11 protein-coding genes are annotated in these 13,469 nt (G+C 71.6%); 3 read left to right on the top strand and 8 right to left on the bottom strand.

Annotated elements, in window-relative coordinates:
- The first annotated feature begins 10 nt into the window (after positions 1-10).
- Entirely contained in the window at positions 11-1,429 is a 1,419-nt protein-coding gene (locus C8D81_RS13235) for a tryptophan-rich sensory protein (protein WP_133626210.1), read from the top strand.
- Complete coding sequence (locus tag C8D81_RS13230; protein WP_133626209.1) at positions 1,426-2,784, top strand: cryptochrome/photolyase family protein; 1,359 nt, start codon at positions 1,426-1,428, stop codon at positions 2,782-2,784. The genes C8D81_RS13235 and C8D81_RS13230 overlap by 4 nt, the downstream gene beginning before the upstream one ends.
- Before the next feature lie 16 nt (positions 2,785-2,800).
- On the opposite strand, the gene tenA is transcribed toward C8D81_RS13230, so the two are convergent.
- The 5 genes from tenA to C8D81_RS13205 are packed head-to-tail and all read right to left on the bottom strand — an operon-like array spanning position 2,801 to position 7,830.
- Positions 2,801-3,463, bottom strand: coding sequence for a thiaminase II (tenA, locus tag C8D81_RS13225; RefSeq protein ID WP_133626208.1), 663 nt, complete (start codon positions 3,461-3,463; stop codon positions 2,801-2,803).
- A gap of 10 nt (positions 3,464-3,473) precedes the next feature.
- Positions 3,474-4,319 (bottom strand): ECF transporter S component, encoded by an 846-nt coding sequence (locus C8D81_RS13220; RefSeq protein ID WP_094356605.1) that lies wholly within the window; start codon positions 4,317-4,319, stop codon positions 3,474-3,476.
- Entirely contained in the window at positions 4,316-5,944 is a 1,629-nt protein-coding gene (locus tag C8D81_RS13215; RefSeq protein ID WP_133626207.1) for an ABC transporter ATP-binding protein, read from the bottom strand. The genes C8D81_RS13220 and C8D81_RS13215 overlap by 4 nt, the downstream gene beginning before the upstream one ends.
- Positions 5,941-7,080, bottom strand: a complete 1,140-nt coding sequence (locus C8D81_RS13210; RefSeq protein WP_133626206.1) for an energy-coupling factor transporter transmembrane component T — start codon at positions 7,078-7,080, stop codon at positions 5,941-5,943. The genes C8D81_RS13215 and C8D81_RS13210 overlap by 4 nt, the downstream gene beginning before the upstream one ends.
- 15 nt (positions 7,081-7,095) lie before the next feature.
- The gene (locus C8D81_RS13205; RefSeq protein WP_094404719.1) at positions 7,096-7,830 is read right to left on the bottom strand and encodes an SCO2322 family protein; all 735 of its coding nucleotides are present in this window, start codon (positions 7,828-7,830) and stop codon (positions 7,096-7,098) included.
- Between the two features lie 316 nt (positions 7,831-8,146).
- On the opposite strand from C8D81_RS13205, the gene C8D81_RS13200 reads away from it, so the two are divergent.
- The gene (locus C8D81_RS13200; RefSeq protein WP_208109275.1) at positions 8,147-9,832 is read left to right on the top strand and encodes an ArnT family glycosyltransferase; all 1,686 of its coding nucleotides are present in this window, start codon (positions 8,147-8,149) and stop codon (positions 9,830-9,832) included.
- Here the strand turns inward: C8D81_RS13200 and C8D81_RS13195 are convergent.
- The 3 genes from C8D81_RS13195 to C8D81_RS13185 all read right to left on the bottom strand — a co-directional run bounded on the left by C8D81_RS13195 (position 9,826) and on the right by C8D81_RS13185 (position 13,428).
- The gene (locus C8D81_RS13195; protein ID WP_166646811.1) at positions 9,826-11,199 is read right to left on the bottom strand and encodes an HNH endonuclease signature motif containing protein; all 1,374 of its coding nucleotides are present in this window, start codon (positions 11,197-11,199) and stop codon (positions 9,826-9,828) included. The genes C8D81_RS13200 and C8D81_RS13195 overlap by 7 nt on opposite strands.
- Before the next feature lie 481 nt (positions 11,200-11,680).
- Positions 11,681-12,568, bottom strand: a complete 888-nt coding sequence (locus C8D81_RS13190) for an aminoglycoside phosphotransferase family protein (protein ID WP_133626204.1) — start codon at positions 12,566-12,568, stop codon at positions 11,681-11,683.
- Complete coding sequence (locus C8D81_RS13185; protein ID WP_094356610.1) at positions 12,565-13,428, bottom strand: LLM class flavin-dependent oxidoreductase; 864 nt, start codon at positions 13,426-13,428, stop codon at positions 12,565-12,567. Before C8D81_RS13185 ends, C8D81_RS13190 begins: the two co-directional genes overlap by 4 nt.
- Positions 13,429-13,469 lie beyond the last annotated feature (41 nt).

Below are 13,469 nucleotides of genomic sequence, written 5' to 3'. Positions count from 1 at the left end.
GGGAGGCTCGATGAACGACACCGCAGGCCCGCGTACCGCGTTCGTCACCGGTGCGAGTGGCTCGATCGGCAGCAAGCTGATCGCGACCCTGCTGGACCGCGGCTGGCAGGTCCGGGCGCTGACCCGGGACCGCGGGCATCTGGCTCGGTTCGACTGGTCCGATGCGGTGCAGATCGTCGAGGGCGCGGTCACCGACACCGACCGGCTCACCGAGGGGATGCGGGGTGCCGACGCGGCCTGGTACCTGCTGCACTCGATGGGTGAGGGTGCCGACTTCGTGGCCAAGGAGCGGGCCAGCGCCGAGAGCTTCGCCACCGCCGCCCGGGCCGCCGGGGTGGAACGGATCGTCTACCTGGGCGGGTTGCATCCCGACGGCGTGGAGCTCTCCGAACATCTCGGTTCCCGGGTGCTGGTCGGTGACATCCTGCTGGCGAGCGGGGTGCCGACCGCGGCCCTGCAGGCGGGGCCGGTGCTGGGTGAGGGCTCGGCCTCCTTCGACATGCTGCGTCAGCTGTCCGAGCGGTTGCCGGCCGCGATCGCGCCCGACTGGTTGAAGAACCGGACCCAGCCGATCGCCATCGATGACGCGCTGCACTATCTGACCGCCGCGGCCGAGCTGCCGCCCGCGGTGAACCGACGCTTCGACGTCGGCGGCCCCGAACCGCTCAGTTTCGCCGAGATGATGAAGCGGTACGCCCGGGCCGTCGGCCTGGGTCCGCGGGGCGTGCTGATCCTGCCGATCACCACCCCCGGGCTCGCCGCCCGCTGGATCGGACTGGTCACCAGTACGCCCGCGGCGCTGGCCACCCCGCTGATCGGCAGCCTGCTGCACGACAGCGTGGTCACCGAGCGCGATCTGGACGAGTTGGTGGGCCCACCGCCGGGTGGCCACACCGGTTTCGAGGAGGCGATCCGCCGCGCCACCGCCGGCACCGACACTCGCCGCTGGCGGCGTACCATCGCGGCCACCGCCGCCGCCTGCGCCGCCACCGCCGTCGTCGGCGGCCTGGCCACCACGCCTGCCGTGCGTTGGTTCCGCGGCCTGGACCGGCCGAGCTGGCAGCCGCCGGACAGCGCCTTCGGCCCGGTCTGGACGCTGCTGTACGCCGACCTGGCCGCGATGTCCGCGCTGACGATCGCCGATGCGGCCGAGTCGGATCCCGACCGGGCCCGTGCCCTGTGGCGGGCGCTGGCGGTCAACCTGGTGCTGAACGCCGGCTGGAGTGTGGTCTTCTGGCGGTTCCGGCGGCTGCCGCTGGCCGCGCTCTGGGCGGCCGCGCTGACCGCCAGTTCGGCCGACCTGACCCGCCGGGTCGGCGAGCGGAACACCGCCCGCGGGTTGCTGCTCGCGCCCTATCCGCTCTGGTGCGGTTTCGCCACCGCGCTGTCCACCGCGATCGCCCGCCGGAACCGGAACGAGGACCGATGACGAATCTGCTCTGGCTGCGCCGGGATCTGCGCCGCCACGACCATCCGGCGCTGGCCGCGGCCGCCGACGGGGCCGACGTCGTCGCCCTGTTCGTGCTCGACCCGGGGTTGCTGGCCGGGGCCGGTGCGGCGCGGCGGGCCTGGCTGGCCGCCACGCTGCGGGCCACCGCTGCGGCGTACGAGGGAAAACTGGTGCTGCGCATCGGCGACCCGCGTGCGGTGGTGCCGGCGGTCGCGGCCGAGGCCGGTGCGGCCGCGGTGCACGTGTCGGCCGAGACCACCCCGACCGGGCGGCGACGCGACGCGGCGGTCCAACGGCGGCTGGCCGATACCGGGGTGGACTGGGTGGAGACCGGCTCGCCGTATGCGGTCACCCCGCCCCGGGTGGTGAACAAGCAGGGCGAAGGTTACAAGGTGTTCACCCCGTTCTCCAAGGCCTGGCTGGATCACGGTTGGCGGGCGCCGGCGGCCGATCCGGACCGGTTGCGGTTGCGAGAGCTGCCGAGCGACCCGGCGGCCGAGCAGTGGCTGGAGCAGGCGCTGACCGAGGGCCCGCAGGAGCTGCCGCCGGCCGGTGAGGAGGCCGCGCTGGACCGCTGGGCGGGGTTCCTCGACGAGGAGTTGGCCGACTACGACGGTGGCCGGGATCTGCTCGCCGAAGACGCCACCTCGCGGCTGTCCCCCTATCTGAAGCTCGGCGTGATCCATCCCCGGACCCTGCTCGCCGATCTGGCCGGGCGGAGTGGTGAGGGCGTGCAGCGCTATCGGACCGAGCTGTGCTGGCGGGAGTTCTATGCCGATGTGTTGTGGCGCGACCCGGACAGCCTCTGGCACGACCTGCGCCCGGAGCTGGCGACGATGGACTACGACCACGACGAGCAGCTGGTGCAGCGCTGGCGCGAGGGGCAGACCGGTTTCCCGGTCGTGGACGCGGCGATGCGGCAGCTGCTGGCGACCGGCTGGATGCACAACCGGGCCCGGATGATCACCGCCAGCTTCCTCTGCAAGGACCTGCACGAGTGGTGGCCGATCGGTGCCCGGCACTTCCTCGACCACCTGATCGACGGCGATGTGGCCTCCAACAACCACGGCTGGCAGTGGGCCGCGGGCACCGGTACCGACGCGGCCCCCTACTTCCGGGTGTTCAACCCGATCAGCCAGGGCCAGAAGTTCGACCCGAACGGTGACTATGTACGCCGCTGGGTGCCGGAACTGCGGCACCTGAGCGGGGCGAACGTGCACACCCCGTGGGATGCCGCCGACGGCTATGCGCAGGGTTATCCGGAGCCGATCGTCGACCATGCCGCCGAGCGCAAGGAGGCGCTGGCCCGGTACCAGGCCGCGCGCGGCACCTGACCCTCAGCCGCGGTGTTCAGACCGGCCAGGTCTCCTGCCGGTAGGCGCCGTCCCAGAACATCCACTCGTAGCGCGAGGTGGTGGTGAAGTGCTGCCGCATCCGCTCCAGCTCGACCGGCGAGGCGGTCGCGCCGACGGTGTCGGTCTCGGTGAGCACCGCGTCGACGATCTGCCGGAATTCCTCACCGGCATAGAGATCGATCCACGCCTGGTAGAGCGGATCGGGTGAGCCGGCGGCCACCAGCGCCTCCCCCACCCGGGCGTAGATCCAGTAGCAGGGCAGCACGGCGGCGACCGCCTCGGCGTAGGAACCGGTCTGCACGATCGCGGTCAGATAGCTGACGTAGGCCTGGGTGGCGGGGCTGGGTGCGCCGAGGTCCGCCGGGTCGACCCCGAGTTCGCCCAGCAGGGATTCGTGCAGTTCGCGTTCGGCGGCGATGGCGCCGGCGGCGTGTTCGGCGAACATCACGGTGGCCTCCGGCCGCGGCGCCCGCGCCGCGCAGCCGGCGAGCGCTGCGGCGTACCCCCGCAGGTAGAGGGCGTCCTGGACGATGTAGTGCCCGAACGCCTCCCGGGGCAGGCTGCCGTCGCTCAGCCCGGTGAGGAACGGATGGTCGAGGATCGCGGCATAGATGGTCTCGATGTCGGACCAGAGCACATCACGGGTACGCGTGGTCATGGCAACCACGCTAGGGCGTGCCGGTGGTGCCGGATCCGCGTGGGGCCTCGAACTCACCGACCGCGCCGAAGGCGGCCTTGCGGGAGACCCGGGCGAAGGCGCGCAGCAGCGGCCGGCCGAAGGCGAGCACCAGCAGCGCCGAGACGATGCCGCGCGGCAGATCCCAACCCAGCGAGGTGACCACCCAGAACCGGGCGTACCGGACCGCATTGCTCGCCAGATCGTCACCGGGGCGGAAGGTGAGCGCCGATTCGAAGTTCGCGAATGGCCAGAACCACATGTTCATCACGATCCCGTACGCCAGCCCGGCGACCAGCGCAGCGAGCGCCAGCCAGCCGATCTGCAGTCGGGTCGGTTCGTCGCGGCGGCGGCCCGGCAGCAGCCCGCCGAAGGCGCCGACCCAGGCGTTGGCGAACATCTGGAACGGCAGCCAGGGCCCGATCCCGCCGGTGATCAACCCACCGGCGAACATCCCCAACGCACCCAGCACGAAACCGAAACCCGGGCCGAAGGCGTACCCGGCGAGCAGCAGCACGAAGAAGCCCGGTTCCAACCCGGCGGTGCCCGGGCTGATCGCGCGCAGCCCGGCGATCACCGCGGTGAGCATGCCGAGCAGGGCGACGACCTTGGCGTCCATGCCGCCCTCGGCGACCTGGGCGAGCACCACCCCGGCCAGCAGCGGCAGGATCAGCACGAACAGCCAGGGCGCGTCCTTGGAGTGCGAGATGGCCCGCGCGCCGGTCTGCTCGATCGGTACCACCAGCGGCCAGGTGAACGCCAGCAGGCCGACCACCGAGGCGGCGATCAGCACCGCCAGGCTGCGCGGGCCGACCGGGATGATCGAGCGGGGGCTCATGCCAGCGCCCCTTCCAGCTGGCGCACGGTCAGCAGCGGTACCGGGGCGAGCACCTTGGCGACCTGCGGCGCGAACATCGGCGACCCGGTGACCACGCTCGCGCTCGGCCCGTCGGCGACGACCTCGCCCTCGGCGAGCACCACCACCCGGTGCGCGAGTTCGGCGGCCAGTTCGACGTCGTGGGTGGACAGCACCACCCCGTGCCCGGCCGCGGTCAGCGCGGCGAGCTGATCGGTGAGCCGCTGCTTGGCGCCGTAGTCCAGCCCGCGGGTCGGCTCATCGAGCAGCAGCAGCGGCGGCGCACCGGTGAGCACGACCGCCAGCGCGAGGCACATCCGCTGCCCCTCCGACAGATCCCGGGGATGCCGGTCCCCGGGCACGTCGGGGGCGAGTTCGGCGAGCCGGGCGGCACAGGTTCCGGCGGGTACGCCGAAGTCGGCGTCTGCGTTGCGGCACTCCTCGGCGACCGATCCGGCATAGAGCAGATCACCCGGATCCTGCGGTACCAGGCCGACGCGGCGGACCAGTTCGGCGGGCTTGAGCCGGGCCGGATCGGCACCGCCGACGGACAGCTCCCCTGAGGTCCTGGTGACCAGGCCGGCGAGCGCGCCGAGCAGGGTGGATTTGCCGGCTCCGTTGCGGCCCATCAGCGCCACCACCTCACCGGGGCGCACGCTGAAATCCACCCCGGTGAGCGCCAGTACCGGCCCGGGGTGGCGGACCACCAACCGTTTCGTCTCGGCCAACCCACGTGCCCCGAGTAGGCCGCCCGCGGCCGTGTCGAGGGGTACCGCTCGATCGCTCAGCTCGCGGCGCAGACCGGCGGCGCGGCGGCGGGCGTCGCGGACGCTGATCGGCAGCGGATCCCAGTGCAGCAGCCGGCCGAGCCGGACCACCGGCGGCGCCACCGCCGCGGTCCTCATCACCTCGGCCGGCGGGCCGTCGGCGATCAGGGTGCCACCGGCCAGCTCGACGACCCGGTCGGCGTACTGCACCACCCGTTCCAGTCGGTGCTCGGCCATCAGCACCGTCATCCCGAGGTCGTGCACCAGCCGCTGGATCGCGGCGAGCACCTCCTCGGCGGCCTGCGGGTCGAGCGCGGAGGTGGGTTCGTCGAGGACCAGCACCTGCGGGTGCGCGGTCAGCGCGGCACCGATCGCGACCCGCTGCCGCTGCCCGCCGGACAGCGTGGTCAGTGCCCGCTGCCGCAGGTCAGCCAGGCCGAGCAGGTCGAGGGTCTCCTCGACCCGGATCCGCATCACCGCGGGCGCGACCCCGAGGGATTCCATCGAGTACGCCAGCTCGTCCTCGACGGTGTCGGTGACGAAGGAGGCCAGCGGGTCCTGGGCGACCATGCCGACCACATCGGCCAGATCCCGGGGCCGCCAGTCGCGGGTGCTGCGGCCGGCGACGGTCACCTCGCCGGTGAGCAGGCCACCGGAGAAATGCGGTACCAGGCCGTTGACGGCCCGCAGCAGGGTCGACTTGCCCGACCCGGTACGCCCGATCAGCAGCACCAGCTCGCCCTCGTCGACCGCCAGGTCGACATCGTGCAGGGTCGGCTCGGCGTACTCCCCCGAGCTGCTGGCCGGATAGCGGACCCCGACCCGGTCGAAGCGGATCATGCGGCGACCTCCGCGGCGGGTTCGGGCCGCGGGGTGGCGACGGGTTCGGCGGCCATCGGCTGCCGCGGCGAGACGATCGCCGGCAGCAGGGCCACCAGGATCGCCACCAGCGGCAACGGTTCCAGGGTCGGCAGGGAGAGCGCGCTCGGCTGCTTCAGACCGCCGACGCCGTTCATCGAGCACCAGACGAGTACGCCCGCGGGGATCAGCCCGCAGGCCGCGACCAGCCACTCCGGCAGCGCCCAGGGATCCGGCCGGTAGCGGCTGCGGACCGCGCGCCGCCGGCCCAGGATCAGCGCGCCGACGAGCAGGCCCATGCCGAGCAGCAGGATCAGCACCGCGCTGATACCGGGCAGGGAGGCCGACAGCATTCCGTAGAGGCCGACGGTCACCCCGGCCAGGCCGGCCAGCGAGACCGTGCTGGTGGTGATCCGGGCGGTGCGGGAGAGGTGCCGGGTCCGCCCGAAGCCGCGCGATTCCATCGCCGCAGCCAGCTCGACGCAGCGGTCCAGGGCGCCCTCCAGCACCGGCAGCATGGTGGTCCGGAAGATCGAGCGGAGGCGTACCCGCTGACCGCGCAACCGGCGGGCGGCGTGCACCCGACGGGCGTCGGCGACCAGCTGCGGGGCGAAGGTGAGCGCGACGACGCAGGCCACCTGCACCTCATAGAGCGCGCCGGGCAGCAACCGGAGCAGCCGCAGCGGGGAGGCGAGCGCGTTGGCGGCGCCGATGCAGATCAGCATCACCCCGAGCTGGCCGCCCTCGTAGAGCGCGCTGAGCACGGCCTCCCAGCTGACCACGCCGCCGATCTTGATGCCGCGGACCGCATCCGGCAGCGGCAGTTCGGGCAGGGTGACCAGCACATGGCTGCCCTGGCTGTAGGTGCCGAGCACCGACTGCAGCACCACCCGGATCGCGATGACCACCAGGGCGACCTTGACGAAGACCGCATAGGACCGCGCCCAGGGTGCATCGGAGCGGCGGGCGGCGACGACGAAGCCGGCCACCGCGGCGATCAGCAACAGCAGGATCGGGTTCAGCGTCCGGCTGGCCGCGATCGCCAGGCCCGCCGCCCACAGCCACCAGGCGCCCGGGTTGAGGGCGCGCGGGTTGCGTGGTGAGTCGGCGGGCCGCATCGGAATTGCCCGGGCTCAGGCCTGGGTCTTCTTGTTGCGGCGGGTCAGCAGCAGCGCACCGCCGGCGAGCGCGACGACGATCACCGCGCCGACCACGATCGGGCCGGTCGCGCTGGTCGGCTGGTTGGTCGCCTGCGGGGATCCGTTGCCGGGTACGAAATCCTGCGATACGCCGACCGGGTTCTGGACGGTCAGCGGCAGGGTGGCATCGGCCGGGGTGCTGTTGATCTGCACCGCGCCGCCGCAGCCGTCGGCCGGGTAGCCGTCGATGCCGCAGGTGAGCTTCTCCTTGCGGACCGGGGCGACCTTGTCGAGCACGGCAGCACCGGTGGCGTCGGATTCGATCAGCACGCAGGTGCCCTGCACCTCACCGTTCGGCTTGTCGGCGGGGCTGGGTGCGTCCTCGGGGGTGCCCTGGTCGATGACGACGGCGACCCGCTTCTTGCCCTCGGCGGGCTGCACGTCGGCGCAGATCTGGTTGAAGTCACCGGCTGCCCGGGGGACGCGGGGGGTGTTGCTGGTGGCCTGGGCGAAGCGCCAGCCCTCGACGGTGCCGTCGGCCGGGGTGAGACCGTCGGCGGCCTTCTGGGCGTACGCCCACTTGCTGCCGTCCCACTGGTAGTAGGCCCAGTAGCGGTAGCCGTCCTCGGCAGCGGCCTGCGGCGCCTGGGCGATGACCCCGGCGAGGGCGGCGACGGCCACGATGACGGCGAGCAGGGCGCGGCGTGCGTGGGCGATGGTGCGGTTCATCAGTCCTCCCGGGATCGGGGCTCGGGAGGCCGGCCGGGCCGAGATCGCGGCGCCGGTCTGCTCCACCCGTAGACCTCGACGAGTTGGTGCGAGCACCCGCGATCCCAGCATTCCGGCTCGCCCACTGCGGGTGGGCCCACGGTTGCGGGTCAGCGCCGGATTCGGACCGGCTTCCCTGGCATCACGGGTCTTCAAGTTGTGCTGCGCAGCCTATCGGCTCGCTCTCGGCGGCTGGAAATCATGCCGGTCGATGGGCTGGGTGATGGGCTGGGCGCGAGCCACAGAGCGCACACAGCGCGGCCATACAGCGGGCACAGTGCGTGCTGGTCCAATCGGCAGCATGGGTTCGCTGGGTACGCGGGGCACGCTGCTCGGGCTGCTCACTGCCACCGCGTTGCTCTACCTGTGGGATCTGGGTGCATCCGGGTACGCCGACCCGCTCTATTCGGCGGCGGTCCAGGCCGGTTCGGAGTCCTGGCCGGCCTTCTTCTTCGGTTCGTTGGACGCCGGAAACGCCGTCACCATTGGCAATGCGCCGGTCGCGGTCTGGATCATGGCCTTCTCGGCGCGGATCTTCGGTCTGTCCCCCTGGTCGATGCTGGTCCCGCAGGCGCTGATGGGGGTCGCCGCGGTGGGTGTGCTGTACGCCACCGTGCGCCGGGTGCTCGACCGCGGTGGCCGGGACCGGGGTCGGGCGCACTGGGCCGCGCTGGGTGGTGCGGCGGTGTTCGCGGTGACCCCGGTGAGCGTGGGCGCGTTCCGATGGAACGGTCCGGAGGCGTTGCTGGTGCTGTTGCTGGCCGGGTATTGCACGGTGCGGGCGGTGGAGCTCGGGTCGAGGCAGTGGCTGGTCGGGACCGGCGTGCTGATCGGCTTCGGCTTTCTGACCGGGCTGCTGCCGGCGCTGACCGTGCTGCCCGCGGTCATCGTCGCCTATGTGGTCGGCGCACCGGTGGGATGGCGGCGCGCGCTGCGGGATCTGCTGGCGGCCGGTGCGGCGGTGCTGATCTCGGCCGGCTGGTATGTGGCGGTCGTCGAGCTCGTCCCGGCGCGGTGGCGACCCTTCGTCGGTGGCTCACCGGACGGTTCGCTGCTCGGATTGATCGGGTCGCCCCGTGCGACCGGGGGCGTGGTCGAGGGCGCGGCCGAGAGCTGGTCCGGTGCGCTGGTGGCCTGGTTGCTGCCGGCCGCGGTGATCCTCACGATCTTTGCGCTGGGGTGGACACGCTCGGCGATCCAGCGGGCCGGTCTGGTGCTGTTCGGCGGCTGGTTGCTGGTCGCCGGAGTGGCGGGCCAGCCGGCCGTGCTGCCCCCGGCGATCGGTGGGGCGGTCGGCCTCGGCGTGGCGATCCTGTGGTCCGCTCGGGGTTCGCTGCCGGCCCGGATCGGGCTGAGTGCGGCGGTCGGTGCGACCGCGGTCTGGGCGGTGGTGCTGAGCAGCCGGACCGCCGGGGCGTACCCGGTGCTCGGCTGGGTCGCCGGCATCCTGGGCGGACTGGCGGCACTGACGCTGCTGGTCGGTGACCGGCTGGCCAAGGTGTCCGCGGTGGCCGTGCTGGTCGGCGCGGTGCTCGCCGGATTGGCGGGACCGGCTGCGTACTCCCTCGTCACCGCGGCCATTCCGCGTGCTGGCGGCGGCGCGGTGGCCGGGGCAGTGATCGGTGGGAACGAACTGGACCTGGCGCTGCTCGACGGCGCGTCCCGCTACGACTGGGTGGCGGCGACGGTCGGTGCCCGGAGCGCCGCTCGCCTGCAGTTGGGTGCCGGGTACCCGGTCCTCGCGGCCGGTGGGCTCGACGGTTCCGATCCGACGCCGACGCTGGCCGAGTTCGAGGAGATGGTGCGGCAGGGGCGGATCCACTATTTCGTCACCGGTTCTGGTGACCAGGTGCCGGACGCCTCCGGTCCCGCGCTCGAGATCCAGACCTGGGTGAGCGCCAACTTCCCCGCGCAGACCATCGGCGGCAACACCGTCCATGACCTGGCCGACGCCGGTCAGTGATCGTCGTCGCCGAGGGGCCGTTGTCGGATGCGGTGGCGGAGATGGCGCCGCGGTCTCCGGTTCGGGTCCAATCCTTGTGGTGGCACGAATTCCGGGAGTCGGTCGTCGGGGTTGAGGCGGACCTCCCAGCGGTTCTCGTTGTGCAGCTGCTGGCGTGTGGGCTCGACGAGCGCGTGGTGGTGGGGGCACAGCAGTACGCCGTTGTCCAGGCTGGTCGGGCCGCCGCACCACCACGGTGTGATGTGGTGCGCGGCGCACCGCCGGGCCGGTTGGTCACAGCCGGGGAAGACGCAGCCCCGGTCCCGAGCGACCAGCGCCGCCCGGATCGCGTCCTCGAAGAAGCGGTGGGTCCGCCCCACATCCAGCGGAACACCGAAACCATCGAGGACCATCGGAATGATCTCCGCATCGCAGGCCAGCAACCGGAGTTGCTGCGCCGACAACGGCCCGGCCGGGGTGTCGACACAGCCGATCCCGCGGCGCAGGGTGTCGAGGGTGACGGTCACGTTGACCCGAGCCCGATCGGTGCCGCGCGACGGTGCGCGGTTGGCATCGGCGTGGGCGTGGGCGAGTTCCATGAGCGCGTCGGCGCGGCGCATCGCCCGCGACGGCCGACCCCCACACAACCCACAGGATGGTCCGGGACACGACGACCCACACGGCGGTGGATCATCGGTGGCGTTCTTCTCGACCACCGCATCCAGCAGCGCGAGGAGCTTCTCCCCCTCGACGGCCGGAATCCGGCCCTTGATGATCGTCGAACCCATCCCATCGCCGTAGAGGTGCAGTTCTCGGTTCCGGCGGGCCGCGGCTTCCTGCTGCTCCAACCGCCGTTCCAGCAGTGTGTCGGCGTGGTCGGGGTCGACCACCTCGACCAGCCGGTCACCCAGGGCCCGCAGCTCGGATGGACCGAACCGCTGCGCCTGATCCACCATCGTCTGCTGCGCCGCAGTCTCCTGGCCGGGTGGAAGATCGGGTGGAAGGTGTTTCAGGGCGGTGAGGATCGCGGTCGTCTGCCGTGGCGACACCCGGGCCTGCGCGAGCCCTTCCCACACCAGCGGTGTGTTCACGATCCGGATCGCTTCCCGCAGCACCCCGGAGGCCTCCGGTCCGGAGTAGGCGTGGCGTTCCCGCATCCAGGTCGTGGTGCACACCCCATGGACATGTTTCGACGCATCGGTGCGGTCGATGCCGGTGAGGGTGCGGGTGGTGTGGGCGTGCAGGCGGGCGGTGATCTGCTCGTTGAGCTCGCCCAGGTGGAGGCGTTGTTCGTCGGTGAGGAGCCGATCGTCCATCGCAACCAATTGGCGCAGCAGATCATCGACCGCGGTCGCGGTCTCGATCATGGCTGCTGCGCTGCTGTCCATACGATCGATCCAACACGAGGGGTCTGACAGTTCTGGTCCGGATTCGCCGTCCTGGAAAGGAATCTGGAAATCTGTGGACAACTTTTTCGGCGGGGGTGGGTTCATCATCTCGATGCTGTCTACGCCCCGGTCCGTGGATGGCTGCGGCTTCGTCCATTGGTGCGGCCTGCGGAATTTGCGGCTCGATCGCGAAATTGGCCGATCTGGGCGCCGATCGTGCAACGAGCCGCAAACTCCGGTGGGTCGAGCCGATCCTGGGGTGCGGGCCGGCATTCATCTCGACACGGTCGCTGCGCGACCTACTCGATGAACGTGACCGGGGCTTGGCTTCGACTCGCTGGCGCTCGCTCCTCAGCCGGCATTCATCTCGACACGGTCGCTGCGCGACCTACTCGATGAACGTGGGGTGTCTGGTTCATCTCGACACGGTCGCTGCGCGACCTACTCGATGAACGTGGGAGGTGTCGCCCCGGCGTACTGGTCAGGGGAGGAGGCGGTCCAGGGTGGCGTAGCCGGCGGGTTCCCAGGTGGGTTTTCCACCGGGTAGGCCTTTGCGGCCGTTCTGGCCGATGGCGATCAGGCCGATCGCGCGGAGCACGGCCCAGCCGCGGGCCCGCGTGATCGTCGCCGGGTCCGCTGCGGCGTACGACTCGAAGAAGCGATCGGCCGTGCCCTCGGGCAGCAGCAACCAGGCCGCGGACAGATCGGTCGCCGGATCGCCCGCGCACAACTCGCCGAAGTCGAGCACCCCGGCCAGCCGGCCGGTCCGGGTGACCACATTGGCCGGATGCAGATCACCGTGGACCCACAGCGGCGGCCCCTGCCAGACCGGCGCAGCCAACGCCGCCGCCCAGATCTCACGCACCTCCGACAACCGCGGATGATCGGCCAACAAGGCAGCCAGGGACTGTCCGACCTGCTCCTGGTACACCGCCAACGGTAGGCCCCGGGTCGGATTCTTCGGCGCGTCACCCGGAGCCGGGAAATGCAGTGCAGCAAGGAATCCAGCCAGCTCGACCGCCGACTCCGGGTCGGTGATCGGTTCCCGGTCCGCCGACTCACCGGGCACCCACCGCGCGATCGTCCAGGTGTGCGGGAAGATCCGCGACGCGACCCCGGTGCGGACCGGCACCGGGGTGGGCAGCGGCAACCGTTCGGCTAGGCCCGGCAGCCAGGCCCGTTCGGTCTCCAGCAGCGCGGGCGCACGCTCACTGCGCGGCATCCGGACCGCGAGCTCCGCGCCGAGCCGCCACTGCTGATTGTCCCAACCACCATTGACTTTCCGCAGTTCCAACTCCGCCAGATCGGGATGCTGGTCCCGCAGCAGAGCCTGCACCAGATCGGTGGCGAACTCGGGGTGATCCTTCACCGGGCCCGCTCCGCGGCGACCGCTTCGCGGACGGCCGGGGCGATCTCGTCGCTGATCCGGCGCAGCTCCGACTCGAGCGGCGGCACCCCGAACACATAGGCGTTCATGCCGTGCTCCAGCGTCGTCGTGGTCAGCAGATCGACCCACTGCTGGGTGGAGAAATCGCCCCACACGTTGTAGACCCGGTTGATCTCGGCAGGATCCCGACCGGCGGCGAGGGCCGCGTCGTCGATCCGGGCATTGGGCTCGGCGAGCTTGTCCGGCGGCACGAACGCCAGCGACGGCAGCCAGCCGTCCGCCTTGCTGCCCAGGATCTGCAGCATCCGCGGCCCCAGTGCACCGAGCCAGAGACCGATCCGATGGATCGGTGGCGGCCCGGGGTGGGCGCCCCGCAATCGGTACCAGTCGCCGTCGTAACTGACCGAGCGCCGGCCGCTGTCGAACCAGAGCCGCAGCACGTCGACCGCCTCCTCCAGCGCGTCGACGCGTTCCTTCCTGCTCCGTTCCGGCGTACCAAGCGCCGCGATGCCCTCCCAGAACACCCCGGTCCCGAGCCCCAGTTCGACGCGGCCATCGCTGATCCGATCGAGGGTCGCGGCGGCCCGGCCGAGCATCACCGCGCCGCGCAGCGGGACATTGGCCACATCGGGGAAGACGCGGACCCGTTCGGTGGTGCTGGCGATCGCGGTGAGCAGGGTCCAGGCGTCCAGATGGCCCGAATTGTAGGGATGGTCCTGGACGCCGATCAGATCCAGCCCGGCCTGGTCCGCGATCCCTGCGGCGCCCAGCGTCTCCCGCGCCGAGCGGACATCCGGGTCGGCGAACCAACCGAATTCGAGGTCGCGTCCGTAATCGGTCATCTCTGTGCCTCCTCGGGCGTCTCGCTGGTTAGCCTAGGCCG

The organism is Enemella evansiae, from assembly GCF_004362375.1.
GTDB lineage: Bacteria > Actinomycetota > Actinomycetes > Propionibacteriales > Propionibacteriaceae > Enemella > Enemella evansiae.
The sequence above is the reverse complement of the archived record's forward strand: the minus strand, read 5'-3'. Positions and strand labels throughout refer to the sequence as shown.

Coding starts and splice junctions, on each gene's coding strand:
- C8D81_RS13235 (WP_133626210.1), top strand. CDS start 11: ATGAACGACACCGCAGGCCCGCGTACCGCGTTCGTCACCGGTGCGAGT.
- C8D81_RS13230 (WP_133626209.1), top strand. CDS start 1,426: ATGACGAATCTGCTCTGGCTGCGCCGGGATCTGCGCCGCCACGACCAT.
- tenA (WP_133626208.1), bottom strand. CDS start 3,463: ATGACCACGCGTACCCGTGATGTGCTCTGGTCCGACATCGAGACCATC.
- C8D81_RS13220 (WP_094356605.1), bottom strand. CDS start 4,319: ATGAGCCCCCGCTCGATCATCCCGGTCGGCCCGCGCAGCCTGGCGGTG.
- C8D81_RS13215 (WP_133626207.1), bottom strand. CDS start 5,944: ATGATCCGCTTCGACCGGGTCGGGGTCCGCTATCCGGCCAGCAGCTCG.
- C8D81_RS13210 (WP_133626206.1), bottom strand. CDS start 7,080: ATGCGGCCCGCCGACTCACCACGCAACCCGCGCGCCCTCAACCCGGGC.
- C8D81_RS13205 (WP_094404719.1), bottom strand. CDS start 7,830: ATGAACCGCACCATCGCCCACGCACGCCGCGCCCTGCTCGCCGTCATC.
- C8D81_RS13195 (WP_166646811.1), bottom strand. CDS start 11,199: ATGGACAGCAGCGCAGCAGCCATGATCGAGACCGCGACCGCGGTCGAT.
- C8D81_RS13185 (WP_094356610.1), bottom strand. CDS start 13,428: ATGACCGATTACGGACGCGACCTCGAATTCGGTTGGTTCGCCGACCCG.